Origin of the sequence: Acidovorax sp. LjRoot194 (assembly GCF_964253015.1) — a bacterium.
GTDB lineage: Bacteria > Pseudomonadota > Gammaproteobacteria > Burkholderiales > Burkholderiaceae_C > Acidovorax.
In genome coordinates this window covers 4,162,059-4,184,443 of sequence record NZ_CAXUQB020000001.1, presented here as the reverse complement: position 1 = coordinate 4,184,443, position 22,385 = coordinate 4,162,059, and the positions used below count along the sequence as shown (strand labels likewise).

19 protein-coding genes are annotated in these 22,385 nt (G+C 67.4%); 10 read left to right on the top strand and 9 right to left on the bottom strand.

Annotated elements, in window-relative coordinates; genetic code table 11:
* Positions 1 to 30 precede the first annotated feature (30 nt).
* The gene (gshA, locus tag ACSQ3N_RS19055; RefSeq protein WP_436147140.1) at positions 31 to 1,557 is read left to right on the top strand and encodes a glutamate--cysteine ligase; all 1,527 of its coding nucleotides are present in this window, start codon (positions 31 to 33) and stop codon (positions 1,555 to 1,557) included.
* Between the two features lie 129 nt (positions 1,558 to 1,686).
* On the opposite strand, the gene ACSQ3N_RS19050 is transcribed toward gshA, so the two are convergent.
* Both ACSQ3N_RS19050 and ACSQ3N_RS19045 read right to left on the bottom strand, forming a co-directional pair.
* Complete coding sequence (locus tag ACSQ3N_RS19050) at positions 1,687 to 1,857, bottom strand: oxidoreductase-like domain-containing protein (RefSeq protein WP_436147978.1); 171 nt, start codon at positions 1,855 to 1,857, stop codon at positions 1,687 to 1,689.
* 65 nt (positions 1,858 to 1,922) lie between these two features.
* Positions 1,923 to 2,174, bottom strand: coding sequence for a hypothetical protein (locus tag ACSQ3N_RS19045; protein ID WP_436147139.1), 252 nt, complete (start codon positions 2,172 to 2,174; stop codon positions 1,923 to 1,925).
* 180 nt (positions 2,175 to 2,354) lie between these two features.
* Here ACSQ3N_RS19045 and ylqF point away from each other — a divergent pair, with 180 nt between their 5' ends.
* The 3 genes from ylqF (at position 2,355) to ACSQ3N_RS19030 (ending at position 7,112) form a co-directional block, all read left to right on the top strand.
* The gene (ylqF, locus tag ACSQ3N_RS19040; RefSeq protein WP_056170118.1) at positions 2,355 to 3,323 is read left to right on the top strand and encodes a ribosome biogenesis GTPase YlqF; all 969 of its coding nucleotides are present in this window, start codon (positions 2,355 to 2,357) and stop codon (positions 3,321 to 3,323) included.
* A 267-nt stretch (positions 3,324 to 3,590) separates the two neighbouring features.
* A complete protein-coding gene (locus ACSQ3N_RS19035) occupies positions 3,591 to 4,598 on the top strand; it encodes a Bug family tripartite tricarboxylate transporter substrate binding protein (protein ID WP_436147138.1) in 1,008 nt (335 codons plus the stop codon).
* Positions 4,599 to 4,829: 231 nt separating this feature from the next.
* Positions 4,830 to 7,112, top strand: coding sequence for a putative bifunctional diguanylate cyclase/phosphodiesterase (locus ACSQ3N_RS19030; RefSeq protein WP_436147137.1), 2,283 nt, complete (start codon positions 4,830 to 4,832; stop codon positions 7,110 to 7,112).
* A 111-nt stretch (positions 7,113 to 7,223) separates the two neighbouring features.
* On the opposite strand, the gene ACSQ3N_RS19025 is transcribed toward ACSQ3N_RS19030, so the two are convergent.
* Positions 7,224 to 7,367 carry a hypothetical protein gene (locus ACSQ3N_RS19025; RefSeq protein WP_007855012.1) on the bottom strand — a complete coding sequence of 48 codons (144 nt, stop codon included), beginning with the start codon at positions 7,365 to 7,367 and terminating at the stop codon, positions 7,224 to 7,226.
* 251 nt (positions 7,368 to 7,618) lie between these two features.
* A complete protein-coding gene (locus tag ACSQ3N_RS19020) occupies positions 7,619 to 8,053 on the bottom strand; it encodes a RidA family protein (RefSeq protein ID WP_056170720.1) in 435 nt (144 codons plus the stop codon).
* 108 nt (positions 8,054 to 8,161) lie between these two features.
* Between ACSQ3N_RS19020 and soxR the strand changes: the two genes are divergently transcribed.
* The gene (gene soxR, locus ACSQ3N_RS19015; RefSeq protein WP_304439422.1) at positions 8,162 to 8,626 is read left to right on the top strand and encodes a redox-sensitive transcriptional activator SoxR; all 465 of its coding nucleotides are present in this window, start codon (positions 8,162 to 8,164) and stop codon (positions 8,624 to 8,626) included.
* A gap of 190 nt (positions 8,627 to 8,816) precedes the next feature.
* Positions 8,817 to 9,839 carry an OmpA family protein gene (locus ACSQ3N_RS19010; RefSeq protein ID WP_200926923.1) on the top strand — a complete coding sequence of 341 codons (1,023 nt, stop codon included), beginning with the start codon at positions 8,817 to 8,819 and terminating at the stop codon, positions 9,837 to 9,839.
* A 63-nt stretch (positions 9,840 to 9,902) separates the two neighbouring features.
* Here ACSQ3N_RS19010 and ACSQ3N_RS19005 read toward each other — a convergent pair whose 3' ends face one another.
* Positions 9,903 to 13,046, bottom strand: a complete 3,144-nt coding sequence (locus tag ACSQ3N_RS19005) for a WD40 repeat domain-containing protein (RefSeq protein WP_436147136.1) — start codon at positions 13,044 to 13,046, stop codon at positions 9,903 to 9,905.
* Between the two features lie 188 nt (positions 13,047 to 13,234).
* On the opposite strand from ACSQ3N_RS19005, the gene ACSQ3N_RS19000 reads away from it, so the two are divergent.
* From ACSQ3N_RS19000 to ACSQ3N_RS18990, 3 genes are all read left to right on the top strand, one after another.
* Complete coding sequence (locus ACSQ3N_RS19000; protein WP_436147135.1) at positions 13,235 to 14,170, top strand: succinylglutamate desuccinylase; 936 nt, start codon at positions 13,235 to 13,237, stop codon at positions 14,168 to 14,170.
* Between the two features lie 341 nt (positions 14,171 to 14,511).
* Positions 14,512 to 14,688: a hypothetical protein gene (locus ACSQ3N_RS18995; protein WP_436147134.1), complete on the top strand. Its 177-nt coding sequence runs from the start codon at positions 14,512 to 14,514 to the stop codon at positions 14,686 to 14,688.
* 87 nt (positions 14,689 to 14,775) lie between these two features.
* Positions 14,776 to 15,180, top strand: coding sequence for a hypothetical protein (locus ACSQ3N_RS18990; protein WP_056418947.1), 405 nt, complete (start codon positions 14,776 to 14,778; stop codon positions 15,178 to 15,180).
* Positions 15,181 to 15,242: 62 nt separating this feature from the next.
* On the opposite strand, the gene ACSQ3N_RS18985 is transcribed toward ACSQ3N_RS18990, so the two are convergent.
* The 4 genes from ACSQ3N_RS18985 to ACSQ3N_RS18970 form a co-directional block, all read right to left on the bottom strand.
* Entirely contained in the window at positions 15,243 to 16,127 is an 885-nt protein-coding gene (locus tag ACSQ3N_RS18985) for a LysR substrate-binding domain-containing protein (protein ID WP_436147133.1), read from the bottom strand.
* Positions 16,128 to 16,268: 141 nt separating this feature from the next.
* Positions 16,269 to 16,817 carry a hypothetical protein gene (locus ACSQ3N_RS18980; protein ID WP_056170092.1) on the bottom strand — a complete coding sequence of 183 codons (549 nt, stop codon included), beginning with the start codon at positions 16,815 to 16,817 and terminating at the stop codon, positions 16,269 to 16,271.
* 205 nt (positions 16,818 to 17,022) lie between these two features.
* Positions 17,023 to 20,067, bottom strand: a complete 3,045-nt coding sequence (locus tag ACSQ3N_RS18975; protein WP_056170089.1) for an FAD-binding and (Fe-S)-binding domain-containing protein — start codon at positions 20,065 to 20,067, stop codon at positions 17,023 to 17,025.
* 11 nt (positions 20,068 to 20,078) lie between these two features.
* Positions 20,079 to 20,774 carry a GntR family transcriptional regulator gene (locus ACSQ3N_RS18970; RefSeq protein ID WP_056170086.1) on the bottom strand — a complete coding sequence of 232 codons (696 nt, stop codon included), beginning with the start codon at positions 20,772 to 20,774 and terminating at the stop codon, positions 20,079 to 20,081.
* A 123-nt stretch (positions 20,775 to 20,897) separates the two neighbouring features.
* Here ACSQ3N_RS18970 and ACSQ3N_RS18965 point away from each other — a divergent pair, with 123 nt between their 5' ends.
* Positions 20,898 to 22,139, top strand: coding sequence for a pyridoxal-phosphate-dependent aminotransferase family protein (locus ACSQ3N_RS18965; protein ID WP_056170083.1), 1,242 nt, complete (start codon positions 20,898 to 20,900; stop codon positions 22,137 to 22,139).
* The last annotated feature ends 246 nt before the right edge of the window (positions 22,140 to 22,385 follow it).

The window sequence follows — 22,385 nt, the reverse complement described above, 5'->3', positions numbered from 1 at the left end:
GGCCGACAGAAGTTGGATCGGTATAAACATATGAGCAAATTGCACGAGAGACTGGCCGCCTACCCCGCGGACGCCCTGGGAGGGATTCGCCGCGGCATCGAGAAGGAAGGTTTGCGCGCGCTGCCAGCGGGGGGCTTGGCCCTGACGCCGCACCCGGTGGCGCTGGGCTCCGCGCTCACGCACCCCCTCATCACCACCGACTACAGCGAGTCGCAGCTGGAGCTCATCACCGGCGCCCGCAAGGGCGTGGACGAGTGCCTGAACGAGCTGACCGAGGTGCACCAGTTCGTGCACCACACCTTGAAGGACAGCGGCGGCGAGCTGCTCTGGGCCTCCAGCATGCCCTGCGGGCTGCCCACCGACGAGACCATCCCCATCGGCCGCTATGGCAGCTCCAACGTGGGCCGGGCCAAAAGCATCTACCGCATGGGCCTGGGGCACCGGTACGGCCGGCGCATGCAGACCATCTCGGGCATTCACTACAACTGGTCGCTGCCGGGGGTGGACAGCGAGCAGTACTTCTCGCTCATCCGCAACTTCCGCCGCCACGCGTTCGTGCTGCTGTATTTGTTTGGCGCATCGCCCGCGCTGTGCCCCTGTTTTGTGGCGGGGCGCGAGCATGGCTTGCAGCAACTGCCCGGCGGCAAGGCGCTGTACCTGCCGCACGCCACGTCGCTGCGCATGGGCCGCCTGGGTTACCAGAGCGACGCGCAGGCCACGCTGGCCGTGAGCTACAACGGCCTCAAGGGCTACGCCAACTCGCTGCACGAGGCGCTGACCAAGCCGTACCCCGCCTACGAAAGCCTGGGCGTGCGCAACCCCGGTGGCGACTACAACCAGCTGGGCACCAGCCTGCTGCAGATCGAAAACGAGTTCTACGGCACCATCCGCCCCAAGCGCACCGTGCGCACCGGCGAGCGCCCGTTGCATGCGCTGCGCGAGCGCGGTGTCGAATACGTCGAAGTGCGGTTGATGGACCTGGACCCGTTCGTGCCCGTGGGCATCACGGCGCCCACCATGCGCCTGCTGGACGTGTTTTTGCTGCACTGCCTGCTGTCCGACAGCCCCCCCGACACGCCGGCCGAGATCGCCGAGCTCAAGCACAACCAGCACCTCACGGCCGAGCGTGGCCGCGAGCCGGGCCTGCAACTGGCGCGCAACGGCCACAGCGTGACCCTGGCCGACTGGGGCGCCGAGGTGCTGGGCGAATGCGTGCCGTTGGCCGCAGCGCTTGATGCCACCCACGGCACCAGCGACTACAGCGCGGCGCTGCAGGATGCCCTGGCCTTGATGGCGGCCCCCGGCGACACGCCGTCGGCCCGCGTGCTCGACGCGATGCACTCGGTGCACCACGACAGCTTTGAAAGCTTTGCCCTGGCCCAATCCGCCGCGGCCCGCGACGCACTGCTCAGCCTGCCCTGGACGGCCGAGCAGCAGGCACGCTACCTGGCCTTGGCCGACGAGTCGGTGGCCGCGCAAAAGGCGATCGAAGCCGGTGACACGCTGCCGTTCGAAACCTGGCGCGAGCAGTACATGGCGGTCAAGGAACTGGGCTGAGCCCCTGCGTTGCCGCGGCGCCGGCCTGCATCACCTTGCTCCTGTGGAGGCGGTTTAGCGGTAGTTTGCTATTTATTTGATAGCTTTTGGCGCCCGCCCATCAAGCGGTAGGGGCTGAAAACATCTTTATCAGCCCTGCAACTGCAGCAGCGCTTCCTGCCGCCAGTACTCGGCGGCGTCCAGAAACCCCTCCCACACACACCCGTTGCAGCCCCGGCCGCAGCAGGTTGTCGGCTCCGGCGGCGGGTTGCGCAGGGTGATGCCGGCAGCCTGCGCCAGCTCGCGCAGCGCCTGGAACATGGCCTGGGCAGAGGCACCGTCCACCGCGCGGGCGGGCAGGGCGGCGGTCGGGCCGGTGGCGGGTGTCACGGAAGGTGGCGGCGGGCCTTGGCCCGGCGCATGCCGTACTGCGCGATGAAAGCCAGCCCCAGCACCAGGGCGAACCAGCCTACCAGCGAAGCCTGAGACATCAGCTCCCGCACGCTGGTGGCGCGGGCCACGTAGGGCGCCAGCAGGATCACCAGGCCGATCAGGGCGCAGGTGACGCCCTTGAACAGCACTTCCTTGTCGGCCTTGCTGGTGGGGGCTGTGCGAGGGGCGGGTGTGGGGGCGGGCATGGTGGTCAAAAAGCGCGGCGGCCAGAAGCAGGAAAGACCGCGATTATCCTTGGCGCCTGGCGCCCGCCGCTTGGGGCTGGGCGCAGACCGCACCGCGCGGCCCCACAATTCCCCAGTGGCAGCCCCGGGCAACCGCCCCCGCTGCACTGACAGACAACCCCACAGAAGAAAGAAACCCGCATGGCCATCCAGTGGTTCCCCGGTCACATGCACTTGACCAAGAAAGCCATCACCGAACGCATCAAGGACATCGATGTGGTGATCGAGGTGCTGGACGCGCGGCTGCCGGGCTCCAGCAGCAACCCGCTGCTGGCCGAGCTGACCGGTCACAAGCCCACCGTGAAGATCCTGAACAAGCAGGACGTGGCCGACCCCGCGCGCACCCCGCTGTGGGTGGACTGGTACAACGCCCAGAGCGAAACCCGCGCCGTGCCGCTGGACGCATCCGACGCGGCACCCGCGCGCAAGCTGATCGACGCCTGCCACCAGCTATCGCCCAACCGGGGCGGCATGGCCAAACCCATGCGCGTGCTGATCTGCGGCGTGCCCAACGTGGGCAAGTCCACGCTCATCAACACGTTGTCGAACAAGCGCCAGGCCAAGACGGGCGACGAGGCCGGCATCACCAAGATCGAGCAGCGCATCACCCTGGCCGACGACTTCTATTTGTGGGACACCCCCGGCATGCTGTGGCCGCGCATCATCGTGCCCGAGAGCGGCTACAACCTGGCCGCCAGCGGCGCCGTGGGCCGCAACGCCTACGACGAAGAACTGGTGGCGCTGGAGCTGCTGCGCCGCCTGCAGACGAATTACGCGCCGCTGCTGGAGGCGCGCTACAAGCTGGGCCTGCCTGCCGGCACCATGGCCACGATGCAGGACGATGAGCTGCTCGAAGCCATCGGCCGCAAGCGCGGCGCCATGCTGGGCGGTGGCCGGGTGAACCTGCAAAAGACCGCCGAGATCGTGATGACCGATTTCCGCACCGCCATCCTGGGCCGCATCACGCTGGAGACCCCCGCAGAGTTCGAGGTGTGGCGCGATGCAGGCCTGGCCGAAGACGCCAAGCGCCAGGCCAAGAAGGACGCGCGCGCCAAGTCCAAGGGCAAGGGCTCCGGCGTGCGCGAGCCGTCGTCCGGGGACGCGCCGTAGCACCGAAGGCCTCTACGCAGTTATTTCCACGCGCTGCGACACCTCGTGCCGCCAACCCACCCATCAGGCGTCGACCGTGCGTCGCACCACCGCACATAGGGAAAACCTGCTGGTGCGCAACATTGTGATATGACATCGTACATCTAGTTACCCAGCGCGACTTGGTGATTGCTTTCGCAGTCCAGGTCCGGCTCCGGGTTCGGCGTAGACCAGTGCCTTCGGGCCCCTCCGCGCCGGTGTTGAAAACAACGACTGGAGACTTTGTCCATGCAATATGTGAGTGCAGCGGCGTGCGCGGTGGCCGCTTTTTTTGTGTCTTTTTCCCTGCCCGCCATGGCGCAGGACAGCTGGCCTACCAAGCCACTGCGGCTGATCATTCCCTTTCCGGCCGGCGGCAGCAGCGACCAGCTCGGCCGGGTGATGGCCAAGGAACTGGGGCAAAAGCTCGGGCAGCCCGTCCAGGTGGAAAACACCGACAGCAAAGGCACCAAGGCCGCAGCCGGTGCCGCGCCAGACGGCTACACGCTGGTGCTGTCGGGCGTGGGCACCAACGCCATCAGCCATGCGCTCAACCCCCAGCTCGACTACGACTCCTTGAAGGACTTCGTGCACATCTTCCAGTTGTCCGAAGGCCCCAATGTGCTGGTGGTGGGCGCGGCGTCGCCCCTCAAGTCGCTGCAGGAGCTGATTGCCGTCGGCAAGGCCCAGCCGGGCAAGCTGACCTATGCGCAGGTGCATGCCTCGTCGGGGCATCTGGCGATGGAACTGCTCAAGCAAACCATCAGCACGTGCGTGAACGGGGCCTCAGGCACCCGTAATTGCACGACGCTGGGGCTCACCGGGGTGCCGTTCACCGGCGCCAAGCCTGCCCTGGATGCGGTCATGGCCAACCAGGCCGGCATGATGTTCACCAACCTGGACGCGGTGGCGCCCCATGTGCGCAGCGGCAAGCTGCGTGCGCTGGCCGTCACCAGCCTGTTCCGGAACCCGCAGCTCCCCGATGTGCCCAGCATTTCCGAGGCAGGCTACCCCGGCTTCAAGGCCGTATCGTGGGTGGGCATTTCCGCCCCCGCCGGCACGCCTCCCGCCGTGGTGGCCCGGATTGAAAAAGAAATGGACAGCGCGTTCAAGGCCACCGAGATCCGCAAGCAGCTGGAAGCCCAGGGCCTGGTGGTCGTGGCATCACGCTCCGCGGATTACACCGACTTCATCCGCAAGGAAATCGAGCGCTGGCGCCGGGTGGTGAAGGTGGCGGGCGTTCAGACGCCCTCGTAGCGCCCTGGGTGGCAGTGCTGCACGGGCTGGTGCACGCCAGCACCACACTGGCCGAGACCGTGCGGCCCCAGCGGGGCCGTACAGGCCCCGCGATGGACTGTGCCAAAGGGTTTTCCCTGGCCGCAGAGCGGGGAAGGGCTGACAGCACCTCTCAAATCTGACGGCGATGGCTGACTCGTTGCGGCCCATGGATAGCGTTACCATGCCGCAAAGGTTGTCACTTCATTGACCATGCCCTCAGCCGCCTCTTCTTCGCACCGCCCCCACGACGACGTCACGAGCCAGCAGCTCGTGCGCGCCGGCTCGTGGACGGTCGCCATCACCGGCACCATGATCGCCGCGCTGCTGCTGCTCGACGAGCCCTTGCCCTGGGCCCGCGTGCTGCTGAACCTGGGCGTGGGCGTCATGGGCGCGGTGGCTGTGCTGCTGGGCCATCTGCGGCGCTGGCACCAGGCGGGCCTGGTGCTGGTGTGGGGCGTATGGGCCGTGGTGGCGGCGCTGTCGGCCAGCAACGGCGGCCTGCGCGGGCCCAGCCTGCTGAACTTCCCGGTCATCATCGTGGTCGCCGGCTGGGTGCTGGGGGCGCGCTACACCCTGTGGCTCACGGGGGCCACGGGCCTGCTGTTCATCGTGTTCGTGTGGGCCGACCTCAACAACTACATGCCCCCGGCCCGCTACGGCAACCTGGCCGCGTACGTGGCCTACCTCAGCGGCGTGCTGGCCGTGACGGCCGCCGCCACGCTGCTGTCGCGCCGCAGCTACCTGCGCCGCGTGCGGGAAGCGCAGCAGACCGCCTCCAGCCTGGCCACGCGCGATGCCGAGCTGCGCAAGCTGCTGCGCGCCGTGGAGCAAAGCCCCGAGAGCATCGCCATCACCGACCTCGAAGGCCGCATCGAGTACGTCAACGCCGCCTTCCTCACCCGCACCGGCTTTGCGCAGGACGAGGTCATCGGGCAATCGTCGTCGTACGTGTCGAACAACGGCATGACGCTGGTGCAGTGGGTGAGCCTGCGCGACACGCTGGCGCGCGGCGAGAACTGGGTGGGTGAGCAGGTCAACCGCCGCAAGGACGGCGCGGAGATCGTCGAAGCCGTGGTGGTGGCCCCCATTCGCCAGCCCGACGGCCACATCACCCACTATGTGGAGATCAAGCAGGACGTCACCGAGCGCCGACGCGCAGCTGCCGAGATCCACCGGCTGGCGCATTTCGACGCCCTGACCAGCCTGCCCAACCGCACCATGCTGGTCGAGCGCCTCACCGCGCTGCGCTGGCGGGGCGGCGTGGGCTCGCAGCCGCTGCATGTGCTGGTGCTGCTGGACCTGGATCGCTTCACCATCTTCAACGATGCGCGTGGCAGCGAAATGGGCGACCGCCTGCTGCAGGCCGTGGCCCTGCGCCTGTCGCAAATGCTGCCTGCGCACGGGCTGCTGGTGCGCGTGGCGGGCGATGAATTCGCCATCGTGCTGCACGACCTGGGCCTGCTGCCGCCCCAGGCCAGCCGCCGCGCGCTGGCCTTTGCCGAGCAACTGCAGGCCTTGTTGCTGCAGCCCATGCGGCTCGAAGGCTGCGCCGAAGAGGCGCAGCTCGGTGCCAGCATCGGCATCACCCTCTACCCCCAGAACGCCGCCGACTCGCCGCACGAGGCCCTGCGCCGTGCAGGCACCGCGCTGCACCGGGCCAAGCAGGCCGGGGGCGGGCGATCCGCCTTTTTCGAACAAGGCATGGGTGAGGCGGCGGAGCAGCGGTTCCAGGTGGAGCGGTCGCTGCGCCAAGCCATTGCGGCCGACGAGCTGCGGCTGTTCCTGCAGTCGCAGGTGGACGTGAACGGCTGGCTTACCGGGGCCGAAGTGCTGGTGCGCTGGCAGCATCCGCGCGACGGGCTGCTGGCACCCGGCGCCTTCATTTCCATTGCCGAAGAATCCGATCTGATCGTGGGCCTGGGCACCTGGGTGCTGACGCATGCCTGCGCGCTGCTGGCCCAGCCGGCCATGCATGAGCGGCGCCTCAAGCTGTCGGTCAACCTGAGCGCGCGGCAGTTCCGCCAGACCAACTTTATCCCGCAATTGCGCGACATCCTCGCCACCTCGGGCGCGGACCCCTCGCTGCTCACGCTGGAGGTGACGGAGGGCCTGGTGATCGACGACTTCGACGAGGCCGTGGCCAAGATGCGCGAGTTGGCGGCCCTGGGCGTCGAATTCTCGTTGGACGACTTCGGCACGGGATATTCATCGCTCGCGTACCTCAAGCGACTGCCGATCCAGGAGCTCAAGATCGACCGCTCGTTCGTGCACGAGGCTCCCACCAACGCCGACGACGGCGTGCTGGTGGAGGGCATCTTGTCGGTAGCGCGCCACTTCGGCCTGCGTGTCGTGGCCGAAGGGGTCGAGACGCGCGAGCAGGCCGACTTCTTGCGCCAACGCGCGCCCGACATCATCTACCAGGGCTACCTTTTTGGCCGGCCTGAGCCGCAGGAGGACTGGCTGGCACGACTGCCCGCGAGTAACGCGGCCTGACCCCCATGAAAACGGCCCCCAGTGCCTTGCAACCTGAGAGCAGGTCGCAAGGCACTGGGGGCCGTTGTGCGTTCAGCCCCGCAGCGCGGGACTGGCGGCTGCGCTTGGCGGTTACTTGTTCTTGTCCTTGCCGCGTGGCAGCACTGCCGTCACGGGGGGCATGGGACGGTCGGATCCGTGCGACTCCTTGGGAATCGACGTGTCCTTCTTGGGCTTCTTCGCCATCTTGTTGCTGCGCTGTTCACCTTTGGCCATGGGTCCTCCTTTATGGGTCTCGGTATGCGACCACTGCGCGCGATGGTACGCCACAACCGAGGGCGTTTGAAGGCCGGGGCAGCGCTTTGCAGGCCCTTTGTGCGTGTGACCTGCTGACGGCATGCAGGCCCCCAGGCACAAAGCGGTAATCACCGGCCGTTGACGCCCCACGCGTAACACGTCCGGCGCCTGCAAGGCCCGGGGCACGGGCGCGCGATGGTGCGGCAGATGCGCACCGGCTTGCGGGCCCGTCAGTTTGGCGGCGCCGGTGGCACCACCACGGCGGTTGCTTCGACCTCCACCAGCATGCCGTCCAGCGCAAGTCGCGGCACGGGTATCAGTGTGCAGGCGGGGGCGGGGCCGTCCTTCCACACGCTGCGCGCCGCGTCCGTCCACATTGCCAGGCGCGCTTCGGTGTGGTCAACCACCAGCAGGGTGAGCCGCACGACGTCGTGCACCGTGGCGCCCGCCGCGGCAAGTGCGGTTTGCATGTTGGACAGGGTCTGGTCCAGCTGCGCGGCAAAACCCGCCGGCAACTCGCCCGCTGCGTTTTCACCGCCCTGGCCCGCGGCAAAGACGGTGCGGCCGTGCAGCGGCGCCGCCACCACATGCGTGTAGCCGTTGGGCGCGGGGTCGTACAGGCCTTCGGGGTTGATGTGCACGATGTGTGCGGCGTGATCTGGCATGAGGCGCGAAGCGATGGGCGGCACGGGGTGTCCTGATCTGAAGGGAAACAGCTGCTAGTATCAAACCTCAGGTTAAGTTGAGGTCAAGCACCGATGAAAGGCCAACGCATGCAACACGACGATTCCCTTGTCGACACCCCGGTGGACATGGCGGCCGACCTGTCCGTGGGCGAGGTCGCCCGCCGCAGCGGCTTGGCGGTGTCGGCCCTGCATTTCTACGAGGCGCGGGGCTTGATCGACAGCCTGCGCAGCGCGGGCAACCAGCGGCGCTACCCCCGGTCGGTGCTGCGCCGGGTCGCGGTGATCAAGGTCGCCCAGCGCATGGGCGTGCCGCTGGCGGCTATTGGCGACGCGCTGCAGGCCCTGCCCGCGGGCCGCACGCCCACGGTGGCCGACTGGCGGCGGCTGTCGCAACGCTGGCGCGAGGACCTGGACGAACGCATCCGCACACTCACCGCACTGCGCGACCAGCTGGACGGCTGCATCGGCTGCGGGTGCCTGTCGCTCAAGGTCTGCCCGCTGCGCAATGCGCAGGACACGCTCGCCAAGGAAGGACCGGGCCCGCATTTTTAATGCCGTCGAGCGTGAACTTTTGCGCGCAAACGCCGCTGCCGGCCGCTTCTGCACATTCTCTGCATGGCGCGCCGCCAGGGGCTCCCCTATGATGGCCGGGCCTCGCCGACGCGGCGCAGCACCCCACCGGGCGCACGAGGGCGCAAGAGGGCGCCACAGGGCCCACGCCAGTTCCAACCGGAGAATGTTCATGACCATGCGGCTGTTTCGTCAATGGGGCGCATCGCTGTGCCTCGGGTTCCTGGCCGTGGCCAGCCACATGCCCGCCAGCGCCCAGGACCTCGCTGGCGCCAAGGACCACCCGGCCGTGAAGCGGTTTGGCGGCAGCACCATCGTCGGCTACGAGGTGCGCAATTTCGAAGCGGTGGAGTTCCAGACCTCCACCTTCAAGGAGTTCGACCTGCAGACCAACAAGCGGCAATACGTGAAGCCGCCTTTGGCGCTGGAGGGCAAACTCACCCGCCTTTGGTACGAGGCGCCGGGCGCCACGCGGTCGCTGGAGCTGTACCGCAACTATGCCAACGACCTCGCGGCCAACGGCTTCACCGCGCTGTACGACTCCACGCGCGACAGCGCAGCGGGCAACTACACCAACTTCCTGGCCAACTTCAGCAGCGGCCAGCGCGACTTCATCAAGAACAACCGCAGCGAATACGTGATGTACGCGGCCGATGCCGGAACCGTGCGCACCGGCACCTTCCAGAAGGGCAGCACCACGGTGCGCCTGGTGGCCGTCGACTGGCCCAAGGAAGACGCGACGTACAAGTCCCGGCAGGGCGCGTACATGGCGGTGGACATTTTGGAGACCAAGGCCATGGAGCAGAACATGGTGGTGGTCAGCGCGTCCGACATCGGCAAGTCCATCACCGCAAGCGGCAAGGTCGCCATCTACGGCATCCTGTTCGACACCGGCAAGGCGGACGTGAAGCCCGAGTCCAAGCCCTCGCTCGACCAGATCGCGGCTTTCCTGAAGGCCGAGCCGGCTGTCAAGCTGCATGTGGTGGGCCACACCGACAGCGTGGGCGGCTTTGACAGCAACCTGGCCCTGTCCAAGCGCAGGGCCGACGCGGTGGCCGCCGTGCTGGCCAAGGACTACGGCATCGCCGGCAACCGCCTGGTGGGCAACGGGGTGGCCTCGCTGGCACCCGTGGCCAACAACGGCACCGAAGACGGCCGGGCCAAGAACCGCCGCGTGGAGCTGGTGCTGCAGTAAGGGGGATCGATGGGGAGGGCCGCTGCGCCACGAGCACGTCTGTGCCCAGCGGCGGCCCCAGGCTCACCAGCGCAGCGGTGTTGCTTCGTCCTTCCAGAAGATCCAGCGGCTGGTTTCCACATACGGCGAGGTGCCGATGGAGTACAGGTCCATGCCCGCCTCGCTGCGCTCCAGCTGCACCAGGTAGCCCCCGTAGCTGGCCGCACACAGCGTGTTGCCGTCGGGCGATATGTCGATGCCGCTGATGGTGCTGCCGATGTGGTGGCGCCACAGCGGGCGGCCGTCGTCGCCGATGGCGTGCAGGTAGCCGTCGGCGTCGCCCAGGATCACCAGTCCGGGTTCGGTGACCGATGCGTACACGCGGCAGCTCTCGTCCAGCGGCGGTGTCTCCAACTGATCGGACCCCGCAGGTTGCAGCGGTGGGTGGTCGACTGACGCCGATAACGTGGCACCCCAGTACATGTGGCACGAGTTGGCGAACAGGCGCGTGCTGTCGTGCGAGAAGGCGGCGTGGTGCGGATAGGACGACAACGTGTCGTACTCCGCCACTACCGCCCCTCGTGCGTCAAGCAGGATGTGGCGGCTGTCCTGGTCGCCCACCGCAATGTGGCGCTCATCGCGCGACAGTGCCATGTGCAGCATGTCCAGCGCCAGCGTGGTGATGGTCTGGCCACCCACCTCGTCGTCCATCTGGTTCTTGGGCCACGTGTAGGGGCCCTCTTCCTCGAAGGTCTGCGGGTGCAAGCGCTGCACGCCCGTGCCGCTGCCCGCCGCGGTCAGCAGGTACACGCCGGTGGGGTTGAGCAGCAGCACACGCTGTCCGTCGTTGAAGGGGATGAGCTCATCGCAGCGCTGTCCCAGCGGGCCCGCGGCCACAGCCACTTCGGGAGGCAGCCCCTCGTTGCCACGCGGCAGATCGAAGCGCGCAATCACCGGGCCTTCAAAGCCGAGGTGCGTGGTGACCTGCTGGCCGTCGCTCTGCGCAAAGACCTGCCGGTCATGGGACCGGCCCAGGCCACGGAGCAGCGTCAGCGCCGTGTGGCGCATGCCGTGCAGCGCCACCCAGTGCGCGGTATCGTCATACGCCGGGCCGATGCGGGCGAGCACCCGGCCGTCGTCCAGGGCGATCACCGGTCCGATGAAACGACCGGCGTTGGCGGCGCGCTTGACGTAGGCATCCGGCGCAAAGGCGAAGCGCTGGCGAAACCGCTCCGCCAGGTCTTCGTCCGCCTGGGCGTAAACCACGCGTGCAAGCTGCAGCACCGTGGGGGCTGTTGCCTTGCGCGGGTCGGAGGGCAGGGCATCTTCCTCGTTCTGTGACTCTTTTGCCTCTTGTGACTCTTGCTCGTCGTGCTCGCCGTCACTACCAGTGACTTCCACCGCATCGTCCTCGTCGTCACCGCGAAGCGCCTGGGCATCCATGGCCAATTGATGGGCTCGGATGGCCGCTACATAGGCCTGCCCGTCGGCCTGCCATTGTTCAGACAGTGTCATCAGCTCCAGCGGGAAGATCGCTGCGTCCGGCACATCCGGCGCCAGGGGCGGCACCGCCAGCAAATGCACCGCAGCCTCGATGCGGCGGGCTTCAGCATCGCGGGCCTGCTCGCGCTGATGCTCGTCACGCAGACGGGCCTGCACCAGCCGGTAAAAGCGCAGCAGGCGCGCCATGTGGTCGGCAGCGCCGCGCGGCAAGGCCACGCGCGCTTCGTTCTGGCGCTGCGCGTGGGTGAACTCGACCAACGCCGGCCCCTCGCGGGCTTCGTCCACATCGATCTGGTAGACGCTGTGGGCGTTGTCGTCGTCGTCCCCCGGCGCGGGGCTGCCGTTCTCCCAACTGAACTTGAGCGCCCGTCCCCAGGGCTCGCCGTCGTGCATGCAGGGCTGGCGCGCGCCCACCCACACCTCATCCTGCCAGTGGCCGTTCTTGTCGCTGTCCCACCAGTCGTTGTAGCGCTCGGTGAATACGGGCAGGCTGGTGAAGTCCTCGATCTGCCGAGGGGTCAGTTCGGCCTGCAGCCGCTGGTAGAGCGGGTAGCGGGCCCGGTGCTGGCCCACGGTCTTGCGCACGTAGTCGAGCACGCCGCGCCAAGCGGTCTGGCAGGCGGTCCATGCCTCGGCGGCGGAGTCGGGTGCCAGCGCTTGCCACTCGCCGGGCTCGCCGTCGGTGTAAGGGCGGTACACCAGCGTCAGCACAGGCGTGGTGGTGACGGGCCGGCGCAGCACGGCAGCCGCCAGCCGGGACAGCAGCCCTTGCGGGGTGCGCGCCATGTCCACCGACAGATAGAAGTCCCAGGTCTTCCAGACGGTGATGAACACGTTGTCGTCACGCTGGTCGCCATCGTCGTCCACATGCCGCTGGCAGACCGAGAAGTCGGTCTGCTGGAACCAGCCGTAGGCCTTGTGCTCCTTGTGCGCAATCACCGGGGTGCGCACCACCGCCAAGATGTTCTCCACGCTGATGGCATCGTCCGCGCACAGGTCCTGGGCGACGGGCCACTGGGCGTTGATCTCCTCGCTCGTGCGGGTGGCGCTGTCGCCTGCACGCACCGCGGCCAGAACGCGTTCGCGGTCGAGCATGGGGTGCAGGCCGTCTTCGCCGGCGTCGATGCCGTCATGGAACTCGTCGGGGAAGATAGCCCCCACGATCTCGCGGCCAAACTCCGCGCGGTGCGCCACGCCCCGCACCTCGTCCATCAAAAACTCCACCTGCTCGGGGCCCTGCACCTGCACCGTGAAATCGTCCGTGAACAGCGCCACACGCGCCTGCAGGCCGCCAGACGCCTGCAGCGCGCCGTCGCTGCCGTCGCCCCACAGCAGGTCGTCCACCACCAGGGCATCACGCACGTACAGCAGCGACCCGGCCAGCACCGCGTTGCGCAGGTGTGCGCTGCCCAGCACCACCAGGTGCGCTGCGGCGCCATCGTCCTCGGCTGTGAGGGCGCCGCCGATCTGAAGGCTGCCGTCGATGAGCACGAGGTACGGCGTCTCGCCCCCCTGCGCTGCGCCCGCAACCAATGCGTGCAGCGGGTGGTCGCTGTCGAGCGGGGCATTCAGGTGCAGCTCCGAGACCGTCACATCGCCCTGCAGGTAGAGCACCAGCTCGTGGTCCAGCTCGCCGGGCTCGTGCCGGAGGCGCTCGCTGATCGAGCTGTCGGCGGGCAAATGGGTGGCCACGTCGGCCAGCGGGCAAATTCGGGCAATGGGCATGGGCATAGGCGAGGGAGGGCGTCAGACCGGTACCAGGAACTGGCGGGCATGGTACATCGCCCCATCGCCCGCTGCTGCAGTGGCTGGTGGCAGGCGCTTGCATTTTTCGCTCGCGGTCTTTGATGTGGTCGCGTGCGCTGTCCGGCCATTGGGGACACAATCATGTGTTGTCTTAGCATCACCATCCCATGAGCCAAAACCTTCCCGCCTTTGAAGTCCTGCCGCGCGATTTGTCTGCCTATCGCCAGGGCAATGTTGGTATCGACTACGTGCACCGCTTTGAGTCGGGCCAACCCGGCCCCCACGTGCTGATCAATGCGCTCACGCACGGCAACGAGATCTGCGGCATGGTGGCCGCCACGCACCTGCTCGACAGCGGCGTGCGACCCCGCATCGGCACGCTCACCATCAGCTTTGCCAACGTGGCGGCGTACGAGTCGTTCGATCAGAGCCGCCCGTTCGAGAGCCGCCAGCTGGTGCACAACCTCAACCGCATCTGGTCCGCCACCGAGCTCGACGGCACGGCCGAGAGCCCCGAGCTGCTGCGCGCCCGCGCCCTGCGCCCCGTGGTGGCCGCGGCCGACCAAATTCTCGACATCCACTCCACCAGCCAGGACGTGGAGCCCTTCTGGGTCTATCCGGCCTACCAGCGCAATGCGGACGTGGCGCTGTCCATCGGCCGCCCGCCGGTGCACCTGGTCATGCCCAGTGGCCTGGGCTCAGGCACGCCGCTCATCCAGCATGGCCGCCACGGCCTGGCCGACAGCCAAGGCGTGGCCCTGGTGGTCGAGTGCGGGCAGCACTTTTTGCAGTCCGCGGCCGACATGGCCACGGCGGTGGCGCTCGATTTTCTGGCCCACTTCGGCCTCATCGACGCGCCTGGGGGCCGCCCGGCGCCCGGCCCCCAGCGCCGCTACGAGCTGCTGGAGACCTGCATGGTGCGCACGCCCGACTTTCGCTTTGCGCGGCCCATCCAGGGCTTTGAAGTGTTTGCCAAGGGCGCACTCATCGCGACTGACGGACCGCACGAGATTCGCGCGCTGTGCGACGACTGCACGGTGCTGATGCCCACGCGCGAGCCCATCGTGGGGCGCGAGGCTGTCTATCTGACACGGCCCATCTGAAGGCCGGCGCTGCGCAGGCGAGGTGGGCGCGCTGCCAGCGCTGTCCACCCAGCGGCCTGCCTGTGCCTTCTGTGCTGTCTGGCGTTGGGGCGGCACAGGCATGCAATCCATCGGCGTGCCGTCTCGCCGAAAGGGGCTTGCGCACAGGGGCACGGGCCATGGGCTGCCCACGGCAATACTGCTCTGCAGGCCGCCTTTGAAGCGCCCGTCGGCGGATGCCGCCAAAGTCCGGCATTGAGGTCAGGTTCGGTTCCACCGATGCATGACTCATAGAAAACCTGCTTCTTGAATCGTGCCTGCAACCGCACATTCAAGCCTTGTTCAACCACGACAAGGTACCTATGAAGCGATTGATGTTCGTCCATTCACTGCTGAATGCGCTGCGCGCCCAGGTGCTGCAACGGGTCTGGCAATGGTCGCAACGGTACGGTGCATTGCGTGCACCGGCACTGGTCCCCCTGCGGGTCCCTGCATCCCAGCGTGACAACACGCGCCGCCGCTACCGCTACCGCGATTGAAGCGGCGGGCCTGCGGCCCGCCTTCGCCATGCCGTCTGGCATGACCCCATGCGTCCTGAACAACCACCCCATCGACAAGGAAGAACCATGCGCAGCTATTCCCACAACAGCCCCGAAGCAGCAGCCCGTATCGTCGCCCTGCTGCTGATATCCGACGGCAACGTCAGCCGCCAGGAGTTGGAAGCCCTGTACGGCCAGGACATCGAGCGACAAATCGGCCTGGCACCCGGCGGCTTCGCCCAGGTGCTCAACACCCTGTGCGAAGACCTGCTGATGGCCGCACACGAGCGCCGCGTGCTCACCGGCAGCATCGACCAGGCCACACTGGACGCCGTGATGGCGGAAGTGACGGAGCCGGACCTGCAACACAAGGTGCTGTACTTCGCCGACGCCGCTGCCATGGCGGACAGCCACGTGGCCGCGGAAGAAGCCTGGATCATGCGGGCGGCGCTGACGCAGTGGCGTGTCAGCAAGCTGCCAGCGCAGGGCTGAGGCAACCGTGGGGCGGGCTGCAGCGGCCTGCCGATGCCCCCGCCGCCGCCGTCATGCACCCGCTAAGCACCGCGCGCGGAGTCCACCATCTGCCGAACCAGCGGGTGGTGCTGCCCGCGGCGCGACCAGATGGCGTGCACTTCTTCACTGATGCCGGGGCAGTCGCCCAGCATGCGCAGGCCCCGCACCAGCCCCACATCCTGCGCGCCCAGTTGGCTGACCGGGAACACGCCCAGTCCCCGGGCGGCGAACACGGCCAGCAAGGCGCTGTCTTCGAACTCGCCCACGATGCGGGGCCGGACACCGATATCCTCGAACCAGTGGTCCAGCGTGGCGCGCAGGGGTGAGTGGGCGGTGGGCAGCAGCACCGGCAGGTCCTGCAGCGACTGCGGAAAATGGTCACGTGCAGATTTGCGCACCAGCGACGCCGGCCCGTACCACTGCAGGGCAGAGCGCGCGATGCGTTCGCTGGACAAGCGCTGGTTCGGGTTGCGCGGCGCCGCCTGCCCGGCCAGCACCACATCGAGCTGGTGCAGGGCCAGCTCCGACAGCAGCTCGTCGAACTCCCCCTCGTGGCACACCAGGCGCAGGTGGGGCGTGCCCAGCACCGGCTCCAGCAAAGCATGCGCCGCCAGCTTGGAGATGCCGTCCGACAGCCCCACCGACAGCCGCGCCACCTTGGCACTGGCGGCTTCCCGCACCTCGTCCGGAATGCTCTGGCCCAGCTGAAAGATCTCTTCGGCCCGCGCATAGGCCGCCTGGCCCGCCTCGGTCAACGCAACGCCGCGCCCGGACGGCTTGAGCAGCTGGTGGCCCAGTGCCTTTTCCAGATCACGCACCTGGGCGCTGATGGTCTGCACCGCCATCTCCAGCCGGTCTGCGGCGCGGGCAAAGCCGCCTTCCTTGGCAACCATCCAGAAGTAGTAGAGGTGGCGGTAGTTCAGCATGGGGTTCGCGGATCGAAAAAACCGAATACTAGGTTCGTCTGGGTATGGTGTCTATTCCGGGTTCGCATGCTCAATTTCAATCCAATGGCTGTTACTCCGCCGGCTGATGCCTTGCATATCAGCAAAGCTTGGACGCCTCTTTCACTGTTCGTCCTCGGGCCGCAATGGTGAGTGCGTCCAAGGAAGGCTGCGCAGGATATCGTGTGCGGTGGCATCGGATTCCGGGCGGTAGTGGTGCTGGTGAGCGAGCGATATACCTGCGTCACCATGGCTAAACCCCAGTGCATCCAGTACTGCTGAATACTTTGCAATAGGGCCGTAGGCGAACAACTGGTCATGCCTGTCCCAGACGATCGTTGCCTTCTCTGTCGGGGAATGAGCCCAGATATCGAACCGCGCGTCAGATGACAGATAGCTGCCGAACCGCTGTATGAATTTCTGAAACTGCAGTGGTGACAAGGCCGGGCTCTGATAGCGGCCTGCGTCCCCCTCGCCCCGAGGTGTATGCAGTACGTAGAGAAGCAGGTAAGGGGGCTCCAGGCTGCTGACCAGACGCTCAAACGGTCTCCAATCGCTAGCGGGTATACCCGCCAGAAGTTTTTCTCCTTCGCCTGACGGCACGACGCTGTAGACAGCGCCATGCGAGTAGGGCACCCAGGATCCGGAGATGGCATGGGACAGCTTGTGCATGGGTGGATTGATCTATAAATATTGCAGCGTTCTGGTGTCAGATCCGCCTTCCTTGGCAACCATCCAGGAAGTGTAAAGGTGGCGGTAATTCAGCATGGCGTATTCGGGTCGGAAAAACCGAATACTAGGTGCGGCCAGCCCGAATGTCCATGCGTTCGTCTTCTATGGACTGCCACGCTCGCAGCCTCGGCTGCGTCACTGCTTGCTACGTCAGCAGCCGGTCCAGCAGCCGCGCCACATGCACCGCCTCGCGCTGCGCGCCGTCCGCGATCTGGTGCCGGCAACTGGTTCCATCCGCCACCACGATGGCATCGGGATTCTTGCGCACGGCGGGCAGCAGCGCGGCTTCGGCCATCTGCATCGAGACCTCGTAGTGCGATGCCTCGTAGCCGAAGCTGCCGGCCATGCCGCAGCAGGAGCTTTCGATGAGCTCGGGCTTGGCGTCGGGAATCAGGCGCAGCACCTCCAGGATGGGGGGCACGGCGCCGAAGGCCTTCTGGTGGCAGTGGCCGTGCAGCAGGATGGGTCGGCCTGCGGGCTGGAGGGATGGGGCGAAGCGCCCTGCCTTGGCTTCGCGGGCGAGGAATTCTTCAAACAGCAGGGCCTGTTGGGACACCGTCACGGCCTTGTCGCCCAGGCCCATTACCAGGGCCTCGTCGCGCAGGGTGAGCAGGCACGACGGCTCCAGGCCCACGATGGCGATGCCGGCCTGGGCCAGGGGCAGCAGGGCGTCGATGAGCGCACCGGCGCGCGCCTTGGCTTCGTCGACCATGCCGGTGGCCAGATAGGTGCGGCCGCAGCAGTGGTGGCCGCCGGCTTTTTCCACCGTGTGCAGCACGTAGCCTGCGGCGTGCAGCACGCGCGCGGCGGCCAGGGCGTTCTCGCTCTCGAAAGTGCCGTTGAAGGTGTCCACGAACAGCACGGCGGCCTTGCGGCCAGCCTGTGCGGCGGCAATGGTGTCGGCCTGGCTGCTGAACAGCGCCTTGTCGTGGCGGCGCCAGAAGGTGTCGCTGCGCCATGCGGGCAGCGAGCGTTGGGCTGAAAAGCCCAGCAGCTTTTCGCCCAGCCAGGCGGCGCCGGGCACCGTGTTGCGCAGGTTGAGCAGCCAGGCGAAATGGCTGGCCGTGCGCGCATAGGTGGGCAGGTGGGCGACCAGCTTGTCCTTGAGCGTGTGGCCGTGCTTGCGCTTGTAGTGGGCCAGGAACTCGACCTTCATCTTGGCCATGTCCACGCCCGTGGGGCAGTCGCGCTTGCAGCCCTTGCAGCCCACGCACAGGTCCATGGTGTCGTGCATCGCCTCGCTGGTAAAGGCGTCGGGCCCGAGCTGGCCCGACACGGCCAGGCGCAGCGTATTGGCGCGGCCGCGCGTCAAGTGCTGCTCGTCGCGTGTCACGCGGTAGCTGGGGCACATGGTGCCGGCGTCGAACTTGCGGCAGTGGCCATTGTTGTTGCACATCTCCACGGCCTTGGCGAAGCCGCCGGTCACGTCGCCGCCGGTGCCGGGGGCGGTGGTCACCTCGGTCACCGGGTCGGCCTGCACGTTCCAGGCCGACCAGTCGAGCACGGGCGTGAGGGGGATGCGCTTGTAGGGCTTGGGCGCCGTGGCGGGCGCGAAGCGGAACAGCGCGCCATCGTCCATCTTGGGCGGGTCGATGATCTTGCCGGGGTTGTACAGGCCGATCGGGTCCAGGTGGTTCTTGATGGCGCGGAACGCCTCGTTGATCGCCGGGCCGAACTGCCATTCGATCCACTCGCCGCGGCACAGGCCGTCGCCATGCTCGCCGCTGAAGGCGCCCTTGTACTTGCGCACCAGGGCGCTGGCCTCCTCGGCAATGGCGCGCATCTTGGCGGCGCCATCGGTGCGCATGTCGAGGATGGGACGCACGTGCAGCGTGCCCACCGAGGCATGCGCGTACCAGGTGCCGCGGCTGCCGTATTTGGCGAACACTTCGGTCAGGCCGTCGGTGTACTCGGCCAGGTGTTCGAGTGGCACGGCGCAGTCTTCGATGAAGCTCACGGGCTTGCCGTCGCCCTTGAGGCTCATCATGATGTTCAGGCCCGCCTTGCGCACCTCCCACAGGTTCTTCTGCGGGGCCTCGTCGGGCATCTCGACCACGCTGCCGGGCATGCCCAGGTCGCCCATCAGCTCCACCAGTTGGCGCAGTTGCGGCAGCAGCGCGGCCTTGTCGGCGCCCGAGAATTCCACGAGCAAGATCGCCTCGGGTTTGCCGATAAGGGCGGTTTCCACCGTGGGGCGAAAGGCCGGGTTGGCCAGCGCCAGCTCGATCATGGTGCGGTCCACCAGCTCCACCGCCGTGGGGCCGAGCTTGACGATGTGCTGCGCCGAGTCCATGGCCTTGTGGAAGCTCGGGAAGTTCACGATGCCCAGCACCTTGGCGCGCGGCAGCTCGCTGAGCTTGAGCGTCAGGCTGCGCGTGTAGGCCAGCGTGCCTTCGGAGCCGATGAGCAGGTGCGCCAGGTTCACGCTCCCATCGGCGGTGTAGGGCTTTTCGCTCTGGTTGTCGAAGATGTCGAGGTTGTAGCCCGCCACGCGGCGCATCACCTTGGGCCAGCGCTCGGCGATCTCGCTGCGGTGCTGCTGGGCCAGGGCGTGCACGTGCTGCGCTATGGCGCTGGCGCGCGGGCCCAGCGTGGCCAGCGGGCCGAAGTCCACCAGCTCACCATCGCTCAGCCAGGCACTCGCACCCAGCACGTTGTGCACCATGTTGCCGTACGCAATGGAGCGCGAGCCGCAGGAGTTGTTGCCCGCCATGCCGCCCAGCGTGGCCTGGGCACTCGTGGACACATCCACCGGGTACCACAGGCCGTGGGGCTTGAGCTGGGCGTTGAGGTGGTCGAGCACGATGCCCGGCTCCACCGTGACGGTGCGGGCCTCGGCATCGAGCGCCAGCACCTTGCGAAAGTGCTTGCTGTTGTCGATCACCAGCGCCGCGCCCGTGGTCTGGCCGCACTGGCTGGTGCCGCCGCCGCGCGGCAGCACGGGCACCATCAGGTCGCGCGCAATGTCGATGGCGGTGGCGATGTCGCGCTCGGTGCGCGGCACCAGCACGCCGGCCGGCATGATCTGGTAGATGGAGGCATCGGTCGCGTAGCGCCCGCGCGATCCGGCATCGAACAGCACCTCGCCCTCGGTCTCTGCCGCCAAGCGCCGCGCCAGCGCCTCGCAGGTCTCGTTGGGGGGCAGGGTGGTACCGGCTGGCTGCAGGCTGCTGGCGGGTTCGATGCGCATGGAGTGGGGTCCTAGGTGGGGGCTTGGCGTCTCAATGGATAGATCTCGCCTGCGCGCAGCAGCTCCAGCACGGTGTCGCGCTTGCGCTGCACATGAGCCACCAGCACGCGGCGCATGGCCTCGGCGTCGTGCGCGGCCAGGGCTTCGATCATCTGTTCGTGCTCGGCCACGGCCAGCTTCCACTTGGCCTCGTTCTGGTTGGTGCGAAAGCGCAGCGACTGCACGCGGGCGTTGATGGAGCGGTAGGTGGCCGTGAGCACCGGGTTGTTCGCCGCCTCGTTGATGGCGGTGTGGATGCTGGCGTTGATGCGGTAGTAGCCCGACAGGTCGCGCCGCGCGAAGCAGGCCATCATTTCGTAGTGCAGGGCACGCAGCTCGGCCAGCTCGGCGTCGCCGATGCGCTGGGCCGCGAGCTCGCCCGACATGCCTTCGAGCGTGGCCAGCACCTCGAAGGTGTTGACCACGTCGGCTTCGGTCAGCTTGACCGCCACCGCGCCGCGGTTGGGCAGCAGGTCCACCAGGCCTTCGGCGCCCAGCAGCTTGATGGCCTCGCGCAGCGGGGTGCGCGACACGCGCAGCTGCTCGCTCAGCTCGCGCTCGTTGAGCTTGGCACCGGGCGCAATGTGGCCCTCCACCAGCATGGTGCGCAGGCGCGCGGCGACCTGGTCATGCAGCGCGAGGCGGGAGATTTCAATGATTTCAGCCATGGTGTGATTGTTGATTTGAATTTTGCATGCAAAAAATTACCCGAACAATCCTGTTGATTTGGGGGTATACCCGCATGCAATAGCAGTTTTTGCATGCAAAACTGAAAAAAGAAAGGACGCTCCATGCTGCAACTCGACTTTCACCCTACGGGCCGCCACTTCCTGCAGATCCCGGGCCCGAGCCCGGTCCCAGACCGCATTCTGCGGGCGATGAGCCTGCCCACCATCGACCACCGGGGGCCCGAGTTCGGTGGCCTGGGGCTCAAGGTGCTCTCGGGCATCCAGAAGATTTTCCAGACCCGGCACCCGGTGGCGATCTACCCCGCATCGGGCACCGGCGCGTGGGAGGCAGCCCTGTGCAACACCCTGAGCGCTGGCGACCACGTGCTGATGTTCGAGACCGGGCACTTCGCCTCGCTGTGGCAGAAGATGGCCACGCGCCTGGGCATCTCCACCGAGTTCCTGGCCTGGGAGGGCAAGGACGAGCACCTGCCTCTGGCCGGCGGCTGGCGCCGGGGCGTGCAGGCCGACCTGATCGAGGCCCGCCTGCGCAAGGACACCGAGCGCACAATCCGCGCAGTGTGCGTGGTGCACAACGAGACCTCCACGGGCGTGACCTCCGACATCGCGTCGGTGCGCAAGGCCATCGACGCGGCAGGCCACCCTGCGCTGCTGATGGTGGACAGCATCTCGGGCCTGGCCAGCGCCGACTTCCGCCACGACGAGTGGGGCGTGGACGTGACCATCAGCGGGTCGCAAAAGGGCCTGATGCTGCCGCCAGGCATCAGCTTCAACGCGCTGTCGCCGCGCGCGCTCGAAGCCTCGAAGAAGGCCACGTTGCCCCGTGCCTTCTGGGCCTGGGACGAGATCGTGGAGATGAACAAGGACGGCTACTGGCCGTACACGCCCAACACCAACCTGCTGTACGGCCTGTCCGAGGCGCTGGACATGCTGCTGGCCGAGGGCCTCCCGAACGTCTTTGCGCGCCACCAGCGCTGGGGTGCGGGCGTGCGCGCCGCAGTCAACGCCTGGGGCCTGCCCATCCAGTGCGCCGACCCGGCGGTGTATTCGCCCGTGCTCACCGGTGTGATCACGCCCGAGGGCGTGGATGCCGATGCCCTGCGCCGGCTCATCCACCAGCGGTTCGATTTGTCGTTGGGCACGGGCCTGGGCAAGCTCAAGGGGCGCATGTTCCGCATGGGGCACCTGGGCGACAGCAACGACCTCACGCTGATCGCCATGGTGGCGGGCGTGGAGATGGGGCTCAAGCTCTCGGGCGTGGCCTTGGCCGGCAGCGGCGTGCAGGCCAGCATGGACTACTTCGCCAGCCATGCGGCGCCCGCAGCGTTGAAGAAGGCGGCCTGAGCCTGCGGCTTTCGTTCAGCCGTGTTCTGACAGATGGACCGGCCGGCGCCTGCGGGAGGTGCCGGCTGCTGAATGTGCGCATTTTTCCGCTCCCGCTGGCGGTCTGCCGAGGCCGCAGCGCATCGACCGATCCCGTGTTTTCCAGTCCCCACCGCCCGCCGTGCACTGCACGCGCGCCGCAGGGGCCTTGGCTTTGCTGAGTTCATTCAACCCGGCCCGCACCGACCAGGGCCCACGAAGGAGACA